Here is a 15,634-nt window from a genome sequence, read left to right on the forward strand (position 1 = left end):
GACGGTATCGGCCCCGGCAAACGCACGCGTGACGTCGAGCTGAACAACCGGTGACGAGCTACTTTGCCGCGCGCCGCGGGCGCGCCAACGCCATCTTGGTCATCATCTTGTTCATCCGGGCCAGCGCCTTGTGCGAGTTGTTGTAGTAGTTGCCGCCTGCGCCGACGTTGGTGCGGGGCGCCACGACCGTCTCCTGCCTGCAGAACTTCCGCAGGCCCTCGGCGCCACCGAACCGTGCCCCGATGCCCGAGGTCTTCCAGCCGCCCATCGGCGCCGTGGTGCACATCAGGTTGGAGATCACGTCGTTGACGTTGACCGCACCGCAATCCAATTGCAGTGCGACGGCTTTCGCGCGCTCCACATCCTTGGAGAACACCGCTGCGCTCAACCCGTACTGGCTGTCGTTGGCCAATCGGACCGCTTCGTCTACCGAGGACACCTTCATGATCGGCAGTGTCGGGCCGAATGTCTCCTCGGTCATGCACGCCATCGAGTGATCGACATCGACCAGGACGGTGGGCGGGAAGAAGCTGCCGGGACCCTCGGGGCGCTTGCCACCGGTCAGCGCTTTCGCGCCGGCCGCCACCGCGTCATTGACGTGCCGTTCGGTGATCGCGACCTGGCTCTCGTCGATCTGCGCGCCGAAGTCGTAACCCTCACCGGCGCCCATCTTGAGTTTCTCCACCGCCCGCACCACGGCGTCGACGAACGGCTGATACACGGGCTCCAGCACATACACGCGCTCGGTCGACACACAGGTCTGCCCGGCGTTGAACATCGCGCCCCACACGGCGGCATTGGCGGCCAACTCGACGTCGGCGTCTTCCAGCACGATCATCGGGTCTTTGCCGCCCAGTTCCAGGCTGACCGGGGTGAGCCGTCGCGCGGCACGCTCCATCACCTTGGCGCCGGTCGCGCTGGAGCCCGTGAACTGGACGTAGTCGGAGTTGTCGACGACGGCCTCGACGGCCTCGCGGGCACCCTGAACGATCGCCATCACCTCAGGGGCGCCGGAGTCGATCCACCCGCGCAGCAACAGTTCGGCGGTCAGCGGGGTGCGCTCGGAGGGTTTGAGCAGCACCGCGCAGCCGGCGGCCAGCGCGGCGATGCCGTCCATCAGCAGATTGGCCACCGGATAATTCCACGGCGCGATGATGGCGACCACCGGACGCGGCCGATAGTGCACGGCGATCTTCTTGATCGACAGGAACGGCAGCGACGCCGGGCGGCTCTCGGGCGCCAGCGCCTTCTCCATCGTCTTGATGTAGTACGAGGTGATCATGATCAGCAGCGGCACCTCCTGGGCGGCATCCACCGCTGACTTGCCGGTCTCGGCGATCAGCAGTTTCTCGATCTCGTCACGGTGCTCACCGAGCCACACCGCGTAGCGGGCCAGCACCTTGGCGCGGCCTTTGGCGCCGCGGGCATCCCATTCCTTCTGGGCTTCCCGCAGACCTGCGGCAATACGCGGGACATCGGCCGGATCCGTCCAGCGCACCTGGCCGGCGACGGCGCCGGTCGCAGGGTTGCGAATAGTGCCGGTATCCGGCAGTTCAACTTCGGGCGTCGCTGTCATGACGCCTATGTTAACCACCATTTGTGACCCACGTCGCACCGGGGTTGACACCTGTCAATTCCACGACGAAGAGGGCGGCCATCCCCTCGATGACCGCCCTCTGCGCGAACTCGTTCTCAGTCGTCGGAGCCCTTCGGCTGGTCCTCGTTTGTCGCCGTCTTCTCAGACTTCTCGGTCTTCTCGGCTTTCTTCTTCGGGGTGAGCTTGCCGACCGTCTGGTCGATCGCAGCCTTCGCTTTCTTAAGTGCGTCCTTCAGATTCGGCTTCGGCTTCTTCGGAGCTTCACCCGGATCGTCGGTCCCTGCGGACGGGGCGGCGACCTTGGTCAGGTGCGGCTTGAGGCGTGACACGTCGAGCGTGAACGACTTAGGCGCCACAGCCGGTGCCAGAGCGACTTTTTGCGTGTCGTTGATGGGCTCCTGATTGGTCGTCACGGTGTTGTTCGTGAGATCGCCGTTGGAGTTGACTTCGACGCCGAGAACCCCGGCGATTCTGACCCGGGTATCCCTCGTGGCGCCCCAAAGCGTCTTGTTGCGGAACGTCATCAGCGCGCCGTCTTCAGGAGCCTGAGTAGTTGGGTCACTATCGGTACCGCCGCCGAGCGACCCTGGCAGCGCCTTGGCGAGCCCTTCGATGGCCGGGTCGACTGCCCACAACGGCGCGTCGGTGTACTGACGGATCGCGGTGTACAGGGCTGGCCGGTCGTTGGTGACGATGGCCTGCGCGACCGGGATGAGGCCGACGGGCGCCAGGACGACGCCCTCCACGATTCGCAGGGCTGATTCCAGCACACCGTGGGCCAGCTCCGCGGCAAAGTTCTCGTTGAGCACCGTGGGACTGACTCCGAGCATGGTGGCCACCACAGCATTGACGCCGTCCCGCACGCCGAGGAGTTCACGATTACGGAACTGCATGAAGGCGCCGTCACCGGCAGAAGTGGTTGGCTCATGGTCGGAGCCACCACCAAGTGACGGCGGTAGTGCATTCGCGACTGCCTCGATGAGTGGGTCGGCAACGTAGACCGGCGAATCCACCATCTGCCGAATCTGGGAGTACAACCTCGCATTGTCTCCGCCCAGGATCTGCATCGCTATCGCCAGCGGAATGAACGGTGCCTGCGCGAACTGCTCAGCGAACCGCTTGCCCGACTCGGCGACCAGTTGGCCTTGCGTCATGCCTTCGAAGCTCGCCATCAACGCGGTGGCCGCGTCGACGGCTCGTGCCGATACGGCCGTCGATGGTGCGATTGGAGCGATCGCGATGACGCTGGCACCGACGAGCGCAATACCCGCGGTCACGCCGCACTGAACACGACTACTCATGGTTGATGTCCCCTTTGATCTGCTGGTGGTGGCCCTAGCCGAGATGGAAATTACGCCAACGACAATCAAGATCTCAGGCTTTTCTCAGGTTGTAGTTGCGTTTGCAACAACACGACAGGTGGTTGCAATAGCCGCAAACCGTTGTGATCGGGCAAACGCCCAGCTCGATCAGGCTCAACAAGTTTGCTAGTCCGCCACGACATACTGAAAAGATCCATAGAGTTCAACACAGGGTCCGCTGCTGTCGTGAAGAACCAAGGGGGACTTGATCGTTAGGGAGCCGTCACAGCGAGCGACTCCGGGCACCATATCTCGCCACCAGATGGATCGATTGCTGTGCCGTCGACCGCCGGTATTACGGCGTCATCGCTCGGCGAATTTGGACTTCACCGAGACCCCACGGCGGCTCGACGCCCCGCGGTGGCCACCGCGGCCAGGCAGACGACCGAGGTGCCCAGCAGCGCGGCGCCGACGGTGTCGGTGAAATAGTGGTACGTGATGGCCTGACCGAACATGCCGAGCACGCCGATGCCCACCGCCACGATCACCGACCACAACGCGGCGGCAGCCAGCAGCACCACCAGGCCCATGACCACCACGACGAAGGTGGTGTGCCCGCTGGGATAGGCCAGGGCACCGCCCTTCTCGCGTCCGAAGATGCGTTTACACACCTGTACGACGGCGATCGCGAGCGGCGGACTCACCATCATCGCAACGATCAATTGCCACGGACCCCGGCGCACCGCGACCACGATCGCCGCCAGCCACACGATTCCGAGCAGCCGCCAGTCGGTGAACACCAGAAACAGATGCCGGTACCCGCCCATCTGGTGGCCCAGCCGCAGGAACCACAGGTCGATCGGAATGGGGCCCGGCCCGACGGCCCAGCCCAGCAACAGCATCGCCGTCAGCCCGACCGGCGGCCACCATCGCGTCATCCCCCGATGATGCCGCGCAGATAGGCGGCCTGCCCCAGATGCTGCGCACAGTCGTCGACGATGCTGACCAACCGCGCACTCGCGGTGACCGGCGGATCCCACCGGGTATCGACGATGCGGCTCAGTTCCTCCGGCGTCACCGTGGTGATGTACTCCAGCGTCGCCTTGTGCACCGCGTGGTAGTAGCCGGCCAGCAGTTCCGCCGAGGCGTGCACTTTGGCGACGTCGTCAGCGTTGTGACCGTAGCCAATGTCATTGGGCGGCAGGTCGAGACCGAAGCGGTCCACCCAACCGTCACGTGTCCACAACTGCTCGACCCCGGCGACGTCGCACAGCTGCAGGTCCTGACAGCGCGCACTGTGCCAGAGCAACCAGGCAATGCTGTTGGCCTGCGGTGTCGGCCGGTAGCGCGACTCTTCCTCGGTCAACCCGTCGGTCAGATCATCGACGTGTTCGATCAGGCGGGTGAACGCATCGCGCAGCAGTTCGCGGACAGCATCGGATTCAGCAGCCATACCGCCGACGCTACGCCCCCGCGTCATTGCGGCGCGGCGCCGTGGAACACCGCCTCGACGTTGTTGCCGTCCGGATCACGGACGAACGCACCGAAATAACCCGGGTGATACTCCGGCCAGAGCCGAGGCGCGTGCAGCGACTCCAGACCCAGCTCCATCGCGGCGTCATAGAACGCCTGCACGGCATCGGCATCGCCCGCCTGGAACGCCACGTGCACTTCGCGGTTCGGTTGTCCCGCGGTGTCGCCCGCGCCTGCGTCGGCGATCCAGAAGTCCGGATGTCCCTCCGTGCCATAGCCGATGGCGACATCGAAGTCCATCTGACGGCTGTAGCCGAGCACCGCGAGAACGGCGTCGTAGAACTTCTTCGACTTCGCGAAGTCGGCACAGTTGATTCCGAAGTGATCGATCACGGGATCATCGTAGATTCGAGGTATGACATTCGACCTCATCATCCGAAATGGCCTCATCGTCGATGGCCTGGGCGGCGAGCCGTATGTCGGAGACGTTGCCGTACGTGACGGCGTCATCGCCCAGCTGGGCACGGTGACCGGATCCGGAACCCGCGAGATCGACGCCACCGGACTGCTGGTCACCCCCGGATTCGTCGACCTGCACACCCACTACGACGGACAGGCGATCTGGTCGGACCGGCTCAACCCGTCCTCGGCACACGGGGTCACCACGGCCGTGATGGGCAACTGCGGGGTCGGCTTCGCACCCTGCCGGCCCGCCGACCACGACGTGCTCGTCGACGTGATGGCCGGTGTGGAGGACATTCCCGGCGTCGTGATGGTGGACGGCCTGCCCTGGACGTGGGAGACCTTCCCCGAATTCCTCGACGCTCTTGACGCCGGGCACCGAGACATCGATGTGGCGGCATTCCTGCCGCACTCCCCGCTGCGGGTGTACGTGATGGGCCGACGCGGCGTCGAGCGTGAACCCGCCACTGCCGAGGACCTGTCCCAGATGCGCAAACTGGCAGCGGAGGCCGTGCAGGTGGGCGCGCTGGGTTTCGCATCCTCGCGGCTGACGATCCACAAGACCGACAGCGGTCACGCGATCCCAAGCTATGACGCCGGTTACGACGAGATCCACGCCATCGCCAGCGGCGTCGCAGACGCGGGTGGCGGGCTGATCCAATTCGTCCCCGACCTCGTGGCGGGTGACTACGGGCCTGCACTGCAGACGGTGTTCGACGTCGCCGCCGACGTGGGCCTGCCCGTCACGTTCACGCTGGCGATCGGCAACGCCGGGGACCCGTTCTACGTCGACGCGCTGACGATGGTCGAGAAGGCCAACTCGACTGGCGGAGATATCTCGGCGCAGATCTTTCCGCGCCCGATCGGCCTGGTGATCGGACTGGAGCTCAGCGGCAACCCGTTCGTGCTCTACCCCAGCTATCGCGAGATCGCGCATCTGCCACTGGCCGAGCGGGTCGCCGAGATGCGCAAACCCGAAGTGCGCGAACGTATTCTGTCCGACACACCGGCCAGCGACGGCCATCCGCTGATGTTCGCCGTGCAGGCATGGGACTGGATGTTCCCCCTGGGCGATCCGCCGAACTACGAACCCGCCCAGTCCGAGAGCATCGGCGCCCGCGCGCGGGCCAGCGGGGTCAGCCCGCTCGAGGAGGCCTATGACCGTGTACTCGACGACGACGGCCACGCCATGCTGCTCATCACCCTGGCCAACTTCCGGGACGCCTCGCTGGACACGGTGGCTGAGTTGATCCGCCGTGACGACGTGGTGCTGGGACTGGGTGATGGCGGCGCACACTACGGAATGATCTGTGACGCAAGCTTTCCCACCTACATGCTGACGTATTGGGCCCGTGATCGGAAGTCCGGCCGGCTGACCGTGGCCGAGGCCGTGCGCGAACTGACATCGGTGCCGGCGCGGGTGGCGGGGCTGGCCGATCGCGGCCGGATCGCCGTGGGACACAAGGCCGACCTCAATGTCATCGACCACGGCGCGCTGCGGCTGCACAGGCCCGTCGTCAGCCACGATCTGCCCGCGGGCGGTCGCCGGCTGGATCAGACCGCCGACGGCTACGTCGCGACCATCGTCTCCGGTGAGATCATCGCGCAAAACGGGGTGCCCACCGAGGCCCGGCCGGGCAGGTTGGTGCGCGGTCGCCGGCCTGCGCCCGCGGACACTATCCTCACCTCATGAGCGTCAAGGTGGATCTGGACCAACTGGCCGATGCGCTCGGCGACTACGCATTCGCCTATCTCGTCACGGTCGGCGACGACTATCACGCGCACACGGTGGTCGTCGACCCGGTGTTCGCGGACGGTGTTCTCGACGTCGGGACCATCGGCGGGCATACCCGCAGGAACGTCGCGCAGCACTCCGACGTGACCCTCCTGTGGCCGCCCCGGGAAGCCGACGGTTACACGCTGATCGTCGACGGCGTTGGAGAAGTTCCCGTTACGGAGGATCGTTCGATGCGCATCGTCCCCCGCCGTGCGGTGCTGCATCGTCGAGCCGCACCGGACTCGCCCGCGACGGCCGCGGGATGCCTGCACGATTGCGTCCCAATCGAAGAGGACTGACACCGGCGTCCCGAACAGACGAAAAATCCCCGGCTCGCCAAGCGAGCCGGGGATTCCTCGTAAAGGGACTTAGAAGTCCATACCGCCCATGCCACCGGTCGGGTCGCCCGCAGGTGCGGCGGCCTTCTCCGGCTTGTCGGCGACGACGGCCTCGGTGGTGAGGAACAGCGCCGCGATGGACGCCGCGTTCTGCAGCGCCGAGCGGGTGACCTTCACCGGGTCGGCGACGCCGGCCTTGAGCAGGTCCTCGTACTCACCGGTCGCGGCGTTCAGGCCGTGACCCGCGGGCAGGTTGGACACCTTCTCGGCAACGACGCCCGGCTCCAGACCACCGTTGAAGGCGATCTGCTTGAGCGGAGCCGACAGCGAAACCCGCACGATGTTGGCGCCGGTGGCCTCATCGCCTTCGAGCTTCAGCTCGTCCAGCGACGGAGCCGACTGCAGCAGAGCCACGCCACCACCGGCGACGATGCCCTCCTCGACGGCGGCCTTCGCGTTGCGAACGGCGTCCTCGATGCGGTGCTTGCGCTCCTTGAGCTCCACCTCGGTGGCAGCTCCGGCCTTGATCACCGCAACACCGCCGGCCAGCTTGGCCAGGCGCTCCTGCAGCTTCTCGCGGTCGTAGTCGGAGTCGCTGTTCTCGATCTCGGCGCGGATCTGGGCCACGCGGCCCTGGATCGCGTCGGCATCGCCTGCACCCTCGATGACCGTGGTCTCGTCCTTGGTCACCACGACCTTGCGGGCGGTGCCCAGCAGCGCGACGTCAGCGGTCTCCAGGGAGAGGCCGACCTCTTCGCTGACGACCTGGCCACCGGTGAGGATGGCGATGTCCTGCAGCATGGCCTTGCGGCGGTCACCGAAGCCCGGGGCCTTGACAGCCACAGACTTGAAGGTGCCACGGATCTTGTTGACCACCAGGGTCGACAGGGCTTCGCCCTCGACGTCCTCGGCGATGATCAGCAACGGCTTGCCGGACTGGATGACCTTCTCCAGCAGGGGCAGCAGATCCTTGACGGTCGACACCTTGGAGCTGACCAGCAGGATGTAGGGATCCTCGAGGACGGCTTCCTGGCGCTCGGCGTCGGTGACGAAGTAGCCCGAGATGTAGCCCTTGTCGAAGCGCATGCCCTCGGTGAGCTCCAGGCTCAGGCCGAAGGTCTGTGCCTCCTCGACGGTGATGACACCCTCGTTGCCGACCTTGTCCATGGCCTCGGCGATCAGGTCGCCGATCGACTGGTCACCAGCGGAGATTCCGGCGGTGGCAGCGATCTGCTCCTTGGTCTCGACCTCCTTGGCCGACTTCAGCAGCGTCTCGGTGACCTTCTCGACGGCCTTCTCGATGCCGCGCTTCAGACCGAGGGGGTTGGCGCCGGCCGCGACGTTGCGCAGACCTTCGCGAACCAGGGCCTGGGCCAGAACCGTGGCGGTGGTGGTGCCGTCACCCGCGACGTCGTCAGTCTTCTTGGCGACCTCTTTGACCAGCTCGGCGCCGATCTTCTCGTACGGGTCCTCCAGCTCGATCTCCTTGGCGATGGACACACCATCGTTGGTGATCGTGGGGGCGCCCCACTTCTTCTCCAGGACGACGTTGCGGCCCTTGGGCCCCAGCGTCACCTTTACCGCGTCGGCGAGGGCGTTCAGCCCCCGCTCGAGGCCACGACGGGCCTCTTCGTCATACGCAATTGTCTTAGCCATTGCGAAGTGATTCCTCCGGATTGGGGATGCACGTCTTGTCGGTCGGGTGCAGTGCCCGCGACGGACGGCTGGGGTGTGCTCCCGCAGGTGCGGCCCCTGCCTCACCGTCCCGACCTAGCACTCACTGATCGAGAGTGCCAACTGCATTCTTAGCACTCGACCAGTGCGAGTGCAAGGTCGATCCGGAACGGGCTCGGCGCCCGGCCTACGCTCGTGGCGAAACCGCGGGCGCGCCGATCATCCTGCCGACCGGTACCGTTCGACCTCTGCGGCGTAGTCGTCGAGCAGCCGCAGTGACTCGTCCTTGGGAACCGACGGCAGCAGCAGCCCCAACTGGCCGAAACCGAGGTCTTCGGCGGCGCGCCAATAGTCGGCGTCGACGGGGGTACCGAACATCGCCAGCGGCACGTCGTTACCGGCGCCGTCACGCATCTGCCCGATCCGTTGCGCCAGCATCTCCGTCGGCAGTGGGTTGGAGACCCAGCCCGCATCGTGACGGATCACCCGTTTGACGGTGGCATCCGAGTTGCCGCCGATGTAGATCGGCGGATGCGGCTTCTGCACCGGCTTGGGCCGGCAGTAGGACAACTCGAAATCGATGTGCTTGCCGTGATACTCGGCGGGTTCGGTGGTCCACAACGCCTTGATCGCTTCGATGCTCTCGTCCAGTCGGGCGCCACGGGTTTTCGGATCCGTGCCGTGATTGCGCATCTCCTCGAGGTTCCAGCCGGCGCCGACGCCGAACGTGAACCGCCCGCCGGAGATGTGGTCGATGCTCGCGGCCTCTTTGGCGGTGTGGATCGGGTCGCGCTGGATGAGCAGGGTGACGCCGGTAAACAGTTCGATCGAGGAAGTCACCGCCGCCGCAGCAGCGAGTGTGACGAACGGGTCGAGCGTGTTGTAGTACGCCGACGGCAGGTCGCCGCCGGCCGGATAGGGAGACTCGCGACTGGCGGGGATGTGGCTGTGCTCCGCGACGAGCAGTGAAGCGAAGCCCCTCTCCTCGATCGCACGGGCCAGTGACACCGGATCGATACTGTCATCGTCAACGAAGGTGGAGATCCCGAATCTCATTCAGCCGAGGCTACTCTCGACGCCCGCAACCCATCGAAGACGACATCGGTGACGTGTTCGGCCACCTCGGCGTTATAGGTCTGGATGGCCTGGCAACCGACCAGAAGCGCCTTGACTTCCGCGACTGTCACATCGCGCCGCGCGGAGCCCGCCTGCTGCGCGGCCCGAAGGAGGTCGCCGAGCACGCCCAGGTATTCGCCTTCTGCCTCGGGCACCACGGTGTTGACGTCGATGCCCAGACCGGCGAGCGCGTCGACCAGGCCGCGGTCGGCTGCGCCCCACTGCAGCACCATCGAACGCAGGAACAAGAACAGCGCATCGGCGGGATCCGCGTCGGCCAGCAGTGCGCGGCCGTCATCAACGACGCTGCGTATCCGTTCGGCGATGACGGCCCGGAACAGGTCCTCTTTGGCGGGAAAGTGCCGGTAGACAGTGCCGGCGCCGACACCGGCGCGGCGGGCGATCTCGTCGATCGGCACCGACAACCCCTCGGCTGCGAACGTGCCGTAGGCGACTTCCAGGACCCGGGCACGGTTGCGGGCCGCATCCGCGCGCATCACATCACCTCTCACCGCGTCGCCATTGACAAAGCGGGGCGCGCGTTCCGTATAGTCGGACCCAACCGGAATGCTCACCCCGTTTAACTATTCAGGAGTCTCTCATGACCAAGTGGACCACCGCCAACATTCCCGACCAGACCGACCGCACCGCCGTGGTCACCGGAGCCAATACCGGCCTCGGACTGGAGACGGCGAAGGCACTTGCCGCCAAGGGCGCCCACGTCGTACTCGCGGTCCGCAACCTCGACAAGGGCGCCGCTGCGACCGAGTGGATCACCCGCGCCGTCCCGGACGCCAAACTCGAACTTCAGCGCCTCGACCTGGGGTCACTGGCATCGGTACGGGAAGCCGCCGAGGAGCTCAGGACCAGGCACGACCGCATCGACCTGCTGATCAACAACGCCGGCGTCATGTACCCGCCGAAGGAGACCACGGCCGACGGTTTCGAGCTCCAATTCGGCACCAACCACCTCGGTCACTTCGCCCTCACCGGCCTGCTGCTCGACCATCTGCTGGCCGCGCCCGGCTCCCGGGTCGTGACGGTCAGCAGTATCGGGCACCGCGTCAACGCCGCCATCCACTTCGACGATCTGCAATGGGAGCTCGGCTACAGCCGGGTCGGTGCATACGGCCAGTCGAAACTCGCCAACCTGATGTTCACGTATGAACTGCAGCGCCGGCTGACCGGCGAGCGGACCACTGCCCTGGCCGCACACCCGGGCGGGTCCGACACCGAGCTGTTGCGGCATCTGCCCCGCGTCCTGCAGCGCGCTGTTCCCGCGATGCGGCCGTTGTTCCAGGACGCGGCGGCGGGCGCCCTGCCGACCCTGCGTGCGGCCACCGACCCTGGCGCACTCGGCGGGCAGTACTTCGGGCCGGACGGCCCCGGTGGCCTCCGCGGCTACCCGAAGGTGGTGCCCTCCAGCGACCAGTCGCACGACGCCGCTCTGCAGCGCCGGTTGTGGGCGGTCTCCGAGGAACTCACCGGGGTGCGCTTCGCGCAGCTTGAGCCCGTCGTCAGCTGACGGCGGACGGCTCGGGCTTCTGACGTTCCGCCATCTTCTTCTTGAACGGAGCGAGGCCGGCCTCGACACGGTCCCGCAGTTCTTTGCGGATGGCCCGGTGTAGTTCGCCGCGGTGCTCCCGCCGCTCTTTACCGGCGTCCCGGGCCTTCTCGATGCGCTCGCGCAATGGTTTCCGGATCTGCTGCTGATTCTGAACATTGCGGTGGATCTCGCCGTCGTGCAGATACGGGCGGGCGTCACCGGGCCGATCGTGTCGAACGTACCCGGCATCGACGACGGGACGAAGGACCTCATCGGCCTTGTCCACGAGCGCATCGGGCACACCGAGATCACGAAATGGCCGCGTCAGAGGGAGGTTCTCGGCCGGGACGAAATGAGTGGTGACGATCCCGCCCGCGGTGTTGGTGTGGGTCGTCGTGTTCTCGGCAGGCACCGCGTCCGGATCGGTAGCCGATATCGGAGGACCGTGGATGTAGGCAATGCCCAACGCCGCGTTGGCCGAAGAGATCAGGTTCCACGGACGATCGGGCGGGTCAGCCCAGCCGTCGTACTCACCGATCACGATCGTGGTGGGATAGGGAGAATCCACAATGCGGGTGACCCGGTAGTTCAAGACCGGTATGTAGGTGCCCTCCTTGAAGTACTCGGCTACACCGACTTCCGGCGGAGCGATCAAGATAACCCTGACATCATCTTTCGGTAGAGCATCGGGCCCATTGGCCAGCTCTGCGGCAACCCGCCACGCAACCATGCTGCCCATCGACTCGCCGATGATCACGACTTTGCCGTCGACCTCATGCACAGCGATGGTCGCTTGCTTCACACCGTCCAGGAGTGCCCGGTCAGAGGCAAGTGCGTTCTGCGAGTAGTCGACGAGCCGCGGGTCGGCATCTTCGTGAAAGTGGATGCCGATATCCGGATAGCTGGTGGCGATCATCGAGTAGAACGGGTTGATCGCCTTGAAAACGGTAGCTCCTGGAATCAGCACTGCCTCTTCGGCGTGGCCGACGCCATTCGACAGAGCGCCGAGCGTCAACAGCAGCGAAGCCGCGGCGATCGTGGGAACCAGCTGTTTGCGGCATTTGACCATTTCGCTCTGCTCTTCCGTGATCGGCAGTTGCCACACGGGCCTGCGGTAGTGCCGTGACGCGAAGCCTTACACGCAGACCGCCTCCTGCCTGGCACATTTGCGAAACTCCCCGTCACTGTCGCGCCGATTTCAACGAGAGGGTGACCGGGCTAGGCTGACGTCGTGTCGCTTGTCGTGCCGCCATATCCCCCGGCCCGTTACACCAAGGACGAACCCGAAGTCAGCGCCTGGGTACGCCGTGCCGACGAGCCACCGGACTACGAATCGTTCGGCCTGGTGAAGTACCACTACCTGGCCAACCAACAGCAGACGGGCGGTGACTACGGCCTCTACCGCGTCGACATCAGCCCCCGGGGCGGTGGACCGGGTCCGCATTTCCACCGGGCCATGTCCGAGGCGTTCTTCGTGCTGTCGGGGACCGTCAAGCTCTACGACGGCAACGACTGGACGGACGGCAACCAGGGAGACTTCCTGTACGTCCCGCCGGGCGGTATCCACGGCTTCCGCAACGAGGCCGACGCGCCGACGTCGTTGTTGATGCTGTTTGCTCCAGGGGCGCCCCGCGAGGCCTATTTCGAAGGTTTCGCGCAGCTGGCGGACCTCAGCGACGACGAGCGCACCGAGTGGTTCCTCAAGAACGACAACTTCTTCGTCTGACGACACGCCCGGCCGTTCGGCGCAGAGATGCGCTGACGTAACGCGCTGGCCTAGACTGCTTTCCGACTGAGAGGAGTCCTCGGGTGCGGGCTGACGCAGCGCCCAGCACCCAGGCACTACGGGGCTGGCAGCGCAAGGCACTGGTGCGGTATCTGACCAGCAAGCCTCGCGATTACCTCCTGGTCGCCACCCCTGGCGCAGGTAAGACAACGTTTGCGCTGCGCATCGCCGCCGAGCTGCTCAGCGATCGTACGGTCGACGCCATCACCGTGGTGGTGCCCACCGAGCACCTCAAGGTCCAGTGGGCCGCGTCGGCTGCCCGCAACGGCATCGCGCTCGACCCGAAATTCAGCAACTCCAACTCGCAGACGTCGGCGGAGTACCACGGCGTCGTCGTCACCTACGCGCAGGTGGCCAGCCACCCGACGCGCCACCGGGTGCGGACGGAGAACCGCAAGACGCTGGTGATCTTCGACGAGATCCACCACGGCGGCGACGCCAAGAGCTGGGGCGAGGCGATCCGGGAGGCGTTCGGCGACGCGACACGGCGGCTGGCCCTCACCGGGACCCCGTTCCGCAGCGACGACAGCCCCATCCCGTTCGTCCGGTACGAACCTGATGAGGGCGGCTTCCAACGCTCGCAGGCCGATCACGTCTACGGCTACTCCGAGGCGCTGGCCGACGGGGTGGTGCGCCCTGTGGTGTTCCTGGCGTACTCGGGTGAGGCGCGTTGGCGCGACAGTGCCGGCGAGGAACATGCGGCGCGACTGGGTGAACCGCTGACCGCCGAGCAGACGGCCCGCGCCTGGCGCACCGCGCTGAACCCGGCCGGCGAGTGGATGCCCGCGGTCATCGCCGCCGCGGACAAACGACTGCAGCAGAAGCGTCAGCATGTGCCCGACGCCGGCGGCATGATCATCGCCACCGACCAGACCGCCGCACGGGCCTACGCCGACCTGCTCGTCAAGATCACCGGCGAGGCGCCGACCGTGGTGTTGTCCGACGACCCCGGCTCCTCGGACCGGATCAGCCAGTATTCCGAGGCGTCGAGCCGGTGGCTGGTCGCCGTGCGCATGGTTTCCGAAGGTGTTGACGTGCCACGGCTTTCCGTCGGGGTATACGCCACCAGCGCGTCCACGCCATTGTTCTTCGCGCAGGCCATCGGCCGGTTCGTGCGCTCCCGCCGGGCCGGGGAGACCGCCAGCATTTTTCTGCCCTCGGTGCCCAACCTGCTGCTGTTGGCCAGCGAGATGGAAGCCCAACGCAACCATGTGCTGGGCAAGCCACACCGCGAGCCCGACGGGCTGGATGACGAGGCGCTCGAAGCTGCCGAGAAGCGCAATGACGAGAAGAGCGACCTGGACAACGCTTACGAATACCTCGGCGCCGACGCCGAATTGGACCAGGTCATCTTCGACGGCTCCTCGTTCGGCACAGCCACCCCGGCAGGCAGCGACGAGGAGGCCGACTACCTGGGCATCCCTGGCCTTCTCGATGCCCAGCAGATGCGGGATCTGTTGCGCCGCAGGCAGGATGAGCAACTCACGAGGCGCACCGTGGCTGCCGCCGAGGCAGGCGGGCCGCCGCCTTCCCGCACCACCCACGGGCAGCTACGTGATCTGCGCCGCGAGCTCAACGCACTGGTGACGATCGCGCACCATCGCACCGGCAAGCCGCACGGCTGGATCCACAATGAGCTGCGCAGGCTCTGCGGTGGCCCACCTGTCGCGGCGGCGACCACCGACCAACTCAAGGAGCGCATCGAGGCCGTGCGGAGCCTGAAGGCCTAAAGCCCCAGCAGCTCCGGCAGATTTGCGACCGAGTCGATCACGAAGTTCGGTTGCATCGCGAAATCATCTGCAGCCCAACGGTCCAACGTGTCCTGGCGGAACTTTCCGGTGCGCACCAGCACCCCGGCCATGCCGACGATCTGGGCGGCCAGCACGTCGTTGTTGAGGTCGTCGCCGACCATGTACATCTCATCGGGGTCCACGCCGAGCCGGTTGGCGGCCGCGAGGAAGCCCTCGGGCGCAGGCTTACCGACCGCGATGGCCTTGCGCCCGCAGGTCTCCTCCATGCCGATCAGGTACATGCCGGTATCGATGCGCAGCCCGTCGGTGGTGTTCCATGCGGTGCTGCGATGCATGGCGACCACCGGAACGCCTTGCGCCATCCAGTCGTAGACCCAACTCAGCGTCAAGTGGCTGTATTCCGGACCGGCCCCGCCGAGCAGCACCACGTCAGGTGTTTCCGGGGTCTCAGGCCCGGCGAAGTCACTCGAGTACACGACGTCCACGCCGGGCATGTCCTCACCGATCTGCCCGCTGTTCACCAGGAAGCACCGCGCGTCCGGATACCGGTCCCGCACGTAATCGGCGGTCAGCACGGCGGCCGTGATCACCTCGTCGGCGGCGACGGCCATGCCCGCGGCGCTGAGCAGCTCGGCGATCTGCGCCCGGGTGCGGGTGGTGGTGTTGGTCAGGTACGACCGGGCGATCTGGTGGTCTTCGAGCACCCGCAACGTCTCGGCCGCGCCGTCGATGGGCTGCCAGGAGGTCACCAGCACACCATCGATGTCGAACAGCACCCCACCGATAGCCATGCAGCGACCCTAAACGGCTGAC

General features: G+C 66.0%; 16 protein-coding genes. 6 read left to right on the top strand and 10 right to left on the bottom strand.

What is annotated here, in order from left to right; translation table 11 throughout:
- Positions 1 to 58 precede the first annotated feature (58 nt).
- Positions 59 to 1,576 carry an aldehyde dehydrogenase family protein gene (locus tag M1247_RS12010; RefSeq protein ID WP_317156532.1) on the bottom strand — a complete coding sequence of 506 codons (1,518 nt, stop codon included), beginning with the start codon at positions 1,574 to 1,576 and terminating at the stop codon, positions 59 to 61.
- Between the two features lie 116 nt (positions 1,577 to 1,692).
- Positions 1,693 to 2,898: a hypothetical protein gene (locus M1247_RS12015; protein WP_317156533.1), complete on the bottom strand. Its 1,206-nt coding sequence runs from the start codon at positions 2,896 to 2,898 to the stop codon at positions 1,693 to 1,695.
- On the opposite strand from M1247_RS12015, the gene M1247_RS12020 reads away from it, so the two are divergent.
- Positions 2,897 to 3,088 carry a hypothetical protein gene (locus tag M1247_RS12020; protein WP_317156534.1) on the top strand — a complete coding sequence of 64 codons (192 nt, stop codon included), beginning with the start codon at positions 2,897 to 2,899 and terminating at the stop codon, positions 3,086 to 3,088. The two genes, M1247_RS12015 and M1247_RS12020, sit on opposite strands and share 2 nt — an antisense overlap.
- A 196-nt stretch (positions 3,089 to 3,284) precedes the next feature.
- Here M1247_RS12020 and M1247_RS12025 read toward each other — a convergent pair whose 3' ends face one another.
- From M1247_RS12025 to M1247_RS12035, 3 genes are read right to left on the bottom strand one after another with little or no spacing between them, the layout of a single operon-like run.
- On the bottom strand, positions 3,285 to 3,836 hold the full coding sequence (locus M1247_RS12025) for a PA-phosphatase (protein WP_317156535.1): 552 nt from the start codon (positions 3,834 to 3,836) through the stop codon (positions 3,285 to 3,287).
- Positions 3,833 to 4,351, bottom strand: a complete 519-nt coding sequence (locus M1247_RS12030) for a mycothiol transferase (protein WP_317156536.1) — start codon at positions 4,349 to 4,351, stop codon at positions 3,833 to 3,835. The genes M1247_RS12025 and M1247_RS12030 overlap by 4 nt, the downstream gene beginning before the upstream one ends.
- 23 nt (positions 4,352 to 4,374) lie before the next feature.
- Positions 4,375 to 4,764, bottom strand: coding sequence for a VOC family protein (locus M1247_RS12035; protein WP_317156537.1), 390 nt, complete (start codon positions 4,762 to 4,764; stop codon positions 4,375 to 4,377).
- A gap of 22 nt (positions 4,765 to 4,786) precedes the next feature.
- Between M1247_RS12035 and M1247_RS12040 the strand changes: the two genes are divergently transcribed.
- Positions 4,787 to 6,526: an N-acyl-D-amino-acid deacylase family protein gene (locus M1247_RS12040; protein ID WP_317156538.1), complete on the top strand. Its 1,740-nt coding sequence runs from the start codon at positions 4,787 to 4,789 to the stop codon at positions 6,524 to 6,526.
- A complete protein-coding gene (locus tag M1247_RS12045) occupies positions 6,523 to 6,909 on the top strand; it encodes a pyridoxamine 5'-phosphate oxidase family protein (protein WP_317156539.1) in 387 nt (128 codons plus the stop codon). The genes M1247_RS12040 and M1247_RS12045 overlap by 4 nt, the downstream gene beginning before the upstream one ends.
- Before the next feature lie 69 nt (positions 6,910 to 6,978).
- On the opposite strand, the gene groL is transcribed toward M1247_RS12045, so the two are convergent.
- The 3 genes from groL to M1247_RS12060 form a co-directional block, all read right to left on the bottom strand.
- Positions 6,979 to 8,604, bottom strand: a complete 1,626-nt coding sequence (gene groL / locus M1247_RS12050) for a chaperonin GroEL (RefSeq protein WP_317156540.1) — start codon at positions 8,602 to 8,604, stop codon at positions 6,979 to 6,981.
- Between the two features lie 237 nt (positions 8,605 to 8,841).
- On the bottom strand, positions 8,842 to 9,678 hold the full coding sequence (locus M1247_RS12055) for an LLM class F420-dependent oxidoreductase (protein WP_317156541.1): 837 nt from the start codon (positions 9,676 to 9,678) through the stop codon (positions 8,842 to 8,844).
- Complete coding sequence (locus M1247_RS12060; RefSeq protein WP_317156542.1) at positions 9,675 to 10,235, bottom strand: TetR/AcrR family transcriptional regulator; 561 nt, start codon at positions 10,233 to 10,235, stop codon at positions 9,675 to 9,677. Before M1247_RS12060 ends, M1247_RS12055 begins: the two co-directional genes overlap by 4 nt.
- A gap of 104 nt (positions 10,236 to 10,339) precedes the next feature.
- On the opposite strand from M1247_RS12060, the gene M1247_RS12065 reads away from it, so the two are divergent.
- Positions 10,340 to 11,263: an SDR family NAD(P)-dependent oxidoreductase gene (locus tag M1247_RS12065; protein WP_317156543.1), complete on the top strand. Its 924-nt coding sequence runs from the start codon at positions 10,340 to 10,342 to the stop codon at positions 11,261 to 11,263.
- Here M1247_RS12065 and M1247_RS12070 read toward each other — a convergent pair.
- On the bottom strand, positions 11,256 to 12,389 hold the full coding sequence (locus tag M1247_RS12070; RefSeq protein ID WP_317156544.1) for an alpha/beta fold hydrolase: 1,134 nt from the start codon (positions 12,387 to 12,389) through the stop codon (positions 11,256 to 11,258). The genes M1247_RS12065 and M1247_RS12070 overlap by 8 nt on opposite strands.
- Positions 12,390 to 12,515: 126 nt before the next feature.
- Here M1247_RS12070 and M1247_RS12075 point away from each other — a divergent pair, with 126 nt between their 5' ends.
- Positions 12,516 to 13,010, top strand: coding sequence for a cupin domain-containing protein (locus M1247_RS12075; protein ID WP_317156545.1), 495 nt, complete (start codon positions 12,516 to 12,518; stop codon positions 13,008 to 13,010).
- Positions 13,011 to 13,093: 83 nt separating this feature from the next.
- Complete coding sequence (locus M1247_RS12080) at positions 13,094 to 14,800, top strand: DEAD/DEAH box helicase (RefSeq protein ID WP_317156546.1); 1,707 nt, start codon at positions 13,094 to 13,096, stop codon at positions 14,798 to 14,800.
- On the opposite strand, the gene M1247_RS12085 is transcribed toward M1247_RS12080, so the two are convergent.
- Entirely contained in the window at positions 14,797 to 15,612 is an 816-nt protein-coding gene (locus M1247_RS12085; protein WP_317156547.1) for an HAD-IIA family hydrolase, read from the bottom strand. The two genes, M1247_RS12080 and M1247_RS12085, sit on opposite strands and share 4 nt — an antisense overlap.
- Positions 15,613 to 15,634 lie beyond the last annotated feature (22 nt).

The organism is Mycobacterium appelbergii (assembly GCF_032883035.1).
Lineage (GTDB): Bacteria > Actinomycetota > Actinomycetes > Mycobacteriales > Mycobacteriaceae > Mycobacterium > Mycobacterium appelbergii.

What these genes read in the sequence shown, in the direction of transcription:
- M1247_RS12010 (WP_317156532.1), bottom strand. Translation starts at nt 1,576, where the DNA reads ATGACAGCGACGCCCGAAGTTGAACTGCCGGATACCGGCACTATTCGC.
- M1247_RS12020 (WP_317156534.1), top strand. Translation starts at nt 2,897, where the DNA reads ATGGTTGATGTCCCCTTTGATCTGCTGGTGGTGGCCCTAGCCGAGATG.
- M1247_RS12015 (WP_317156533.1), bottom strand. Translation starts at nt 2,898, where the DNA reads ATGAGTAGTCGTGTTCAGTGCGGCGTGACCGCGGGTATTGCGCTCGTC.
- M1247_RS12025 (WP_317156535.1), bottom strand. Translation starts at nt 3,836, where the DNA reads ATGACGCGATGGTGGCCGCCGGTCGGGCTGACGGCGATGCTGTTGCTG.
- M1247_RS12030 (WP_317156536.1), bottom strand. Translation starts at nt 4,351, where the DNA reads ATGGCTGCTGAATCCGATGCTGTCCGCGAACTGCTGCGCGATGCGTTC.
- M1247_RS12040 (WP_317156538.1), top strand. Translation starts at nt 4,787, where the DNA reads ATGACATTCGACCTCATCATCCGAAATGGCCTCATCGTCGATGGCCTG.
- M1247_RS12045 (WP_317156539.1), top strand. Translation starts at nt 6,523, where the DNA reads ATGAGCGTCAAGGTGGATCTGGACCAACTGGCCGATGCGCTCGGCGAC.
- groL (WP_317156540.1), bottom strand. Translation starts at nt 8,604, where the DNA reads ATGGCTAAGACAATTGCGTATGACGAAGAGGCCCGTCGTGGCCTCGAG.
- M1247_RS12055 (WP_317156541.1), bottom strand. Translation starts at nt 9,678, where the DNA reads ATGAGATTCGGGATCTCCACCTTCGTTGACGATGACAGTATCGATCCG.
- M1247_RS12060 (WP_317156542.1), bottom strand. Translation starts at nt 10,235, where the DNA reads ATGCGCGCGGATGCGGCCCGCAACCGTGCCCGGGTCCTGGAAGTCGCC.
- M1247_RS12065 (WP_317156543.1), top strand. Translation starts at nt 10,340, where the DNA reads ATGACCAAGTGGACCACCGCCAACATTCCCGACCAGACCGACCGCACC.
- M1247_RS12085 (WP_317156547.1), bottom strand. Translation starts at nt 15,612, where the DNA reads ATGGCTATCGGTGGGGTGCTGTTCGACATCGATGGTGTGCTGGTGACC.